Source organism: Oleiagrimonas sp., assembly GCF_027858935.1.
GTDB lineage: Bacteria > Pseudomonadota > Gammaproteobacteria > Xanthomonadales > Rhodanobacteraceae > Oleiagrimonas.
Genome location: NZ_JAQIBU010000062.1, coordinates 1 through 5,650 on the forward strand (window position 1 = coordinate 1; position 5,650 = coordinate 5,650).

General features: G+C 62.5%; 7 protein-coding genes. 4 read left to right on the forward strand and 3 right to left on the reverse strand.

Going from position 1 to position 5,650, the window contains the following annotated elements:
* Positions 1-827 (reverse strand): ATP-grasp domain-containing protein (locus tag PF446_RS02480; protein ID WP_298069361.1); only part of this gene is annotated, 827 nt, incomplete at its 3' end.
* Entirely contained in the window at positions 824-1,327 is a 504-nt protein-coding gene (purE, locus tag PF446_RS02485) for a 5-(carboxyamino)imidazole ribonucleotide mutase (RefSeq protein ID WP_298069363.1), read from the reverse strand. The genes PF446_RS02480 and purE, both read right to left, overlap by 4 nt.
* Positions 1,328-1,361: 34 nt before the next feature.
* On the opposite strand from purE, the gene PF446_RS02490 reads away from it, so the two are divergent.
* From PF446_RS02490 to PF446_RS02505, 4 genes are all read left to right on the forward strand, one after another.
* The gene (locus PF446_RS02490; protein ID WP_298069365.1) at positions 1,362-1,625 is read left to right on the forward strand and encodes a hypothetical protein; all 264 of its coding nucleotides are present in this window, start codon (positions 1,362-1,364) and stop codon (positions 1,623-1,625) included.
* Between the two features lie 114 nt (positions 1,626-1,739).
* On the forward strand, positions 1,740-4,055 hold the full coding sequence (locus PF446_RS02495) for a DUF1631 domain-containing protein (protein WP_298069367.1): 2,316 nt from the start codon (positions 1,740-1,742) through the stop codon (positions 4,053-4,055).
* Positions 4,052-4,930, forward strand: a complete 879-nt coding sequence (nadC, locus tag PF446_RS02500; protein ID WP_298069369.1) for a carboxylating nicotinate-nucleotide diphosphorylase — start codon at positions 4,052-4,054, stop codon at positions 4,928-4,930. Before PF446_RS02495 ends, nadC begins: the two co-directional genes overlap by 4 nt.
* Positions 4,931-4,973: 43 nt before the next feature.
* On the forward strand, positions 4,974-5,348 hold the full coding sequence (locus PF446_RS02505; RefSeq protein WP_298069371.1) for a DUF3301 domain-containing protein: 375 nt from the start codon (positions 4,974-4,976) through the stop codon (positions 5,346-5,348).
* 47 nt (positions 5,349-5,395) lie between these two features.
* Here the strand turns inward: PF446_RS02505 and PF446_RS02510 are convergent.
* On the reverse strand, positions 5,396-5,650 hold a 255-nt coding region (locus PF446_RS02510), incomplete at its 5' end, for a ClpXP protease specificity-enhancing factor SspB (protein WP_298069373.1).

The window sequence follows — 5,650 nt, forward strand, 5'->3', positions numbered from 1 at the left end:
CCGGAATTGTGCACGCGAGGGGCCATCTCGTTGCCCAGCAGGCGCCCCTTGTACACGAACAGTTCCAGCGCGAACACGCCCACATAATCCAGCTCTTCGGCCAGGGTGCGCGCATGGCTGAAGGCCTCTCCGGACAGGCTTTCGGAGATTGGCGCCGGTGCCAGGCTGAGCGAGAGAATGCCGTCGGTATGCCAGTTGCGCGTCAACGGCCAGATCCGGAAGTCGCCATCGCGACCGCGCACGGCAATGACCGAAACCTCGTATTCAAACGGCACGAAGGCCTCCAGGATCAGCCCGTGACGCGCGGCCTGCTCGCCCAGGGCCTGCCAGGCGGCATCGGCATCACTGATATCACGCAAGCGGAACTGGCCCTTGCCGTCATATCCGAGGCGACGCGTCTTCAGGATGGCAGGCGCGCCAATCTCGGCCAGCGCGCGATCCAGGTCGGCCCGCGACTCGACCGCGGCGTAGCGGGCCGTGTCCAGTCCGATGTCGCGAAACAGGTTCTTCTCGCTCATGCGGTCCTGGGCAACCGCCAGGGCCCGCGGCCCCGGGAATACATGCGAATGATCGGTCATCCACTGCGCGGTTTCGGCCGGCACGTTCTCGAAGTCGAACGTGGCCACATCCACTGCGTCCGCAAACGGCTTGAGCGCAGCAAGATCGCGCCAGTCCACCTGCATGGTCGGCGCTAGCTCCGAAGCGCAGGGCGTCTCGGCGGTATCCACGATGCGGAAAGACACCCCCAGCGGCGCGCCCTGCAGCACCAGCATACGGGCCAGCTGGCCACCACCAAGAATGCCGATGACCGGTTGCCGCGCGCTCATGCGGAGGGATCCGGATGGTCCAGGACATGCTGCGTCTGCTCAGCCCGGAAAGCCTCCAGCGCACGGGCCACCTTGCTGTCGAACAGGGCCAGCACCGCAGCGGCCAGAAGGCCGGCATTGCCGGCCCCGGATCGACCGATGGCCAGGGTGCCGACCGGTATGCCCATCGGCATCTGCGCTATGGACAGCAGTGAATCCATGCCGCTGAGCGCCTTGGACTGCACCGGTACGCCAAACACCGGAAGCCGGGTCTTGGCTGCAAGCATGCCCGGCAGGTGCGCCGCACCACCGGCGCCGGCAATGATCACCTGGACGCCCCGGCCCTGCGCCTCCTCGGCATAGCGGTACAGAAGGTCGGGCGTACGGTGCGCCGAGACCACGCGAGTCTCATGGGCAATGCCGAGCCGGTCCAGCATGGCGGCAGCATGCTGCATGGTATCCCAGTCCGAACGGGAGCCCATGACCACGCCGACACGGGGTGCGGAAGCGTTCGAATTCATGGTCGGTCCAGTTAAAAGGAGGTATTGTAAGGGTATGGACAAGCACCTGCTCGATATCCTCTGCTGCCCGGTCAAAAAGACCCCGATTCGCATGCTGCGAAACGACGAGCTGCAGCACCTCAACCAGGCCATTACCCGTGGACAGATCCAGAACGTGGCAGGGGATCCGGTGGATCGTGCGCTTCAGGCCGGGCTGATCACGACCGACGGCAAGGTGGTGTACCGGATCGAGGACGATATCCCGGTCCTTTTGCCGGAGGAAGGCATCGGCACAGTCCAGCTGAACGAGGCGCTGTGAACCTCGACTTCACCGGCCCTGTCCAGAGAAACGTGAACGCCATCACTTTTTATTTTCCCCACAACGTGACAATAGTACTAGGGGCCTTTTCGAAAATTACAGCCCGAGTCCGTCATGAATAGCGCCGAAGAACGCAACAACATCGTCAACCTGGGCCGTCGCGATTCCGCCGAACCTCGTGATGAACGCCTGGGTGACCTGCTGGCCAATATCCGCGGCATCAGTTCCCGTCAGTTGGTGCGTCTCATCGGCAACATGTTCGACAACGTCGATGACGCACTTTTTGACCTGGCCGAGAAGGCCGAAAACAACGCCGTGCAGACCCAGTTCTTCGACGGCATGCGGAACGTGCGCAAAACTCGCCCGTTGATGGAACGACGTTACCTGGATCAGGTCACCCGCGGGTTCTCCAGGCTTGCCAGCGGATATCGGCACGAAAGCAGCGAGGAATCCTCCCACGCACGGCTGCGCAATCAGGGGACTGAGGGCTCCGAGCTTTCTCTGGTCGAAGAACGCGACCTCGAGGAGTCGCTGGCAGTGACCAGCATGATCAGCAAGTCGGAAAGCCGGCTCGGGCAATTGCTGCTTGCCGTCAACCAGCGCATGACCGTGATCTGCGCAGGTCACAAGGTCGACAACGCCGACAACCCGATCGGACCTGCTGCACTGGCCCGTGCGTTTGGCGAAGCCATGAACGAACTCGATGTCGAGGTTCGGGTCAAACTGATCGTCTACAAGCTGTACGAGCGTTATGTGCTGAGTGGCCTGGATGAGCTGTACCAGGATATAAGCCAGGAACTTGTCAATGCCGGTGTCCTGCCGCAGTTGCGGACTCCGGAAATCCGTCGCAGCAACGCGACGGCCGGCAGCAGGCGTCGCAGACCGGAAGGCGCGACGGACCCATACGCGAATGATCCCGAGAGTATCGGGGCCGAGCTGGTGCAGACGTTGCAGTCATTGCTGGCCGAGCGTCGCCAGAACAGCCGCATGGGTTCGCAGAGTGGTGCCGCATATGCAGGTCCGTCGCTGAGTCCAGCCGAGCTTCTGGGCGCACTTTCGGTGCTGCAGGGTGAAGTGGCGCGAAATACTGCCGCCATGCCGGTGGAAATCCCCAGCGATACCACCTTGTCCGCCGAGGACGTGCGCTTGCTCAAGGAGCAACTGGTACACCAGATCAGTCACTTGCGCGGCGAGGCCAAGTCAAAGGTTTCCGGCCCTGACGAGGACACCATCGATCTGGTCAGCATGTTGTTCGAGTACATTCTCGAGGATCACAACCTGCCGATGGAAATGCAGGTCCTGCTGGCTCGCCTGCAGATTCCGTACCTCAAGGCAGCCATCCTGGATCGTCGCCTCTTCGCCCAGCCCGACCACCCGGCACGCCTGCTTCTGGATGAACTGGCCGAGGCAGCCAAGAGCTGGTCCGTGGAGTCGGACCAGAACCAACGCCTGCTGAAAAAGGTGCGCAGCCTGGTCGAGACGCTTCTTTCCCAGTTCGATGACGACATCGAAGTATTCAGCCACCTGCTGGACGACTTCCGCAAATTCCTCGAAAACAGCAACAAGCGCGCCCAGCTTGCCGAGCAACGTGCCGCAGAAGCGACTCGCGGGCGCGAGAAGCTGCAGCAGGCGCGACGTCGTGCCGCGCAGGAAATCCTCAACCGGATCGATGACCGTGAGCTTCCGGCCCTGGTCAATGGCATCCTGACACGCGCCTGGGCCAACTACCTGGTACTGACCCTGCTGCGCCACGGCGAGGACTCCAATGAGTTCCGCGTCGGCCTGCATTTTGTCGATGACTTCATCTGGAGTGTCGGGCCGATTCGCAGCGATGTCGAACGCGAGCGCCTGCAGCAATTGCTCCCGCGACTGGAAAAGTCACTTCGCCACGGCCTGGCGACCGTCGCTTTCCAGGACGCCGACGTGGAAGCCCTGATGCTGCAGCTGAACAAGCTCTACAACGGCAAGCTGGATCCCGCTGCACCTTCCCGTGCGGCGAACCAGGTCATGCAAGAGGCCATGCCGATCCCTGACAGCATGGAGGCCATTGCCACCCCGGAGACGCTTCAGGAGACCGCGGCCGAGCAGTCCCCCGCCATGGAAAAAGACGAGCCCTCCATCCAGCGTGCACGCGCCCTGAAGGTCGGAACCTGGGTCGAATTCCTGTCCGGTACCGATCATCCGGAGCGCGCCAAGCTGTCCTGGATCAGCCCGATCAGCGGTAAATACCTTTTCGTCAACCGGCGCGGCCTGAAGGTGGCGGACAAGACCCTGCAGCAGTTTGCAGCCGAGCTGGCCTCGGAGGACACGGTGGTGCTGGAGGAACTGCCCCTGTTTGATCGTGCACTGGACGCCATTGTCGAGCGTTTGCGCAATGCGCAGCCACCAGCAAAAAGCGCTTCCCCCATGCCCACGCCTCCTGCTTCATGATCAAACGCAGCTCGACCGGGGCGCATGAATTGCCACCGGCCGAATCGATCGATTCGGATGTGGCACGTGCCCTCGCCGAGGACCTCGGATCCGGGGATGTCACCGCCGAGCTTGTCGATTCCGGCGCACACGCTGTAGCCGAAGTCATGTGCCGCGACTCCGCCGTGATTGCCGGACGCGCATGGTTCGACGCCTGTTTCCACCATCTGGACCCTGAAATCATCATTCAATGGGCCGTCGACGAAGGTCAGCACGTGGCCGCCGACACGCTCCTGTGCCATATCCAGGGACCGGCGCGCGCACTGGTCAGTGCCGAACGCACCGCGCTCAACTTTCTGCAGACACTATCGGGCACTGCCACGCAAACCGCCCGCTACGTGTCGGCCGTAGCGCAGTCAGGCACCCGGATACTCGATACCCGCAAGACACTCCCCGGATTACGTTACGCGCAGAAATACGCGGTGCGTTGTGGTGGCGGCAGCAACCATCGCATCGGGCTGTTTGACGCCATCCTGATCAAGGAAAACCATATCGCGGCCGCAGGCAGCCTGCCCGCAGCGGTGTCCGCCGCCCGCCGCCTGCACCCGGAACTGCTGCTTGAGGTCGAGGTCGAGAGCCTCGACGAGCTCGATCAGGCACTGGATGCGGGAGTGGACCGGATCATGCTGGACGAATTTTCCAGCGACATGCTGAGCCAGGCCGTAGAAAAAGCCCGAGGAAAGGTGCAACTGGAAGTCTCCGGAGGCGTTGACCTGGAGCATGCAGCGACTATCGCGCGACTCGGTGTCGATTACATCTCCGTCGGCGCCATCACCAAGCACGTGCATGCCGTGGACCTTTCGATGCGCATCCGGCTGCAGCCCACTGCATCCTGATCCAGGCCTTGTGGCATCAGGGGCCCGCCCCGACAATATCTACATGATCGGACAATGGCTGCTATTTCTAGGCATGATGGCCCTGGTGGGTACGTGGCTTTCCGCCATGCGCAACCGCGAACGCGCCCTGTCCGCGGCACGCCGCGTCTGCAGCGCACAATCCATCCAGTTGCTGGATGAAACCGTGGGTCTGAGCGGGCTCCGGATGCGTCGGCAGGATGGTCTCCTGCGGCTCATGCTGCGTTACGGATTCGAGGTCAGCAGCAATGGGCAGGATCGCATCCCCGGCCATCTGTGGATGGCCGACGGGCGCATCACCAGCATCAGCACGTTCACAATCCCCACCGAGGTCCTGTCCGATCAGGAAACCAGCCAGAAGGTGGTCGACCTCATGCAGCGTCTGCGCAAGAAGGATTGAGGCCCCCTGATAGCCTCCGACGAGGTGGCATGCCGCACGACCTGGGCCTACTTGACGACCCTGAGGTGCGGGGCACCCCGCCTGGCTTTGCCCTCGCCTGCCTCATCATCGCCTGACGAAGCCTCCTCCCCGACGGAAGATTCGGTCCGGCTGTCGGCGGGGGGCGGATCTGCGTCTTCGGGAAACATCATGCCCTGCCCGTTTTCCTGGGCATAGATGGCCAGAACGGCCGACACCGGAAAAACGACGTTCTGGCTGACACCGGAAAAACGCGCACTGAAAAATATCCGTTCGTTTCCCAG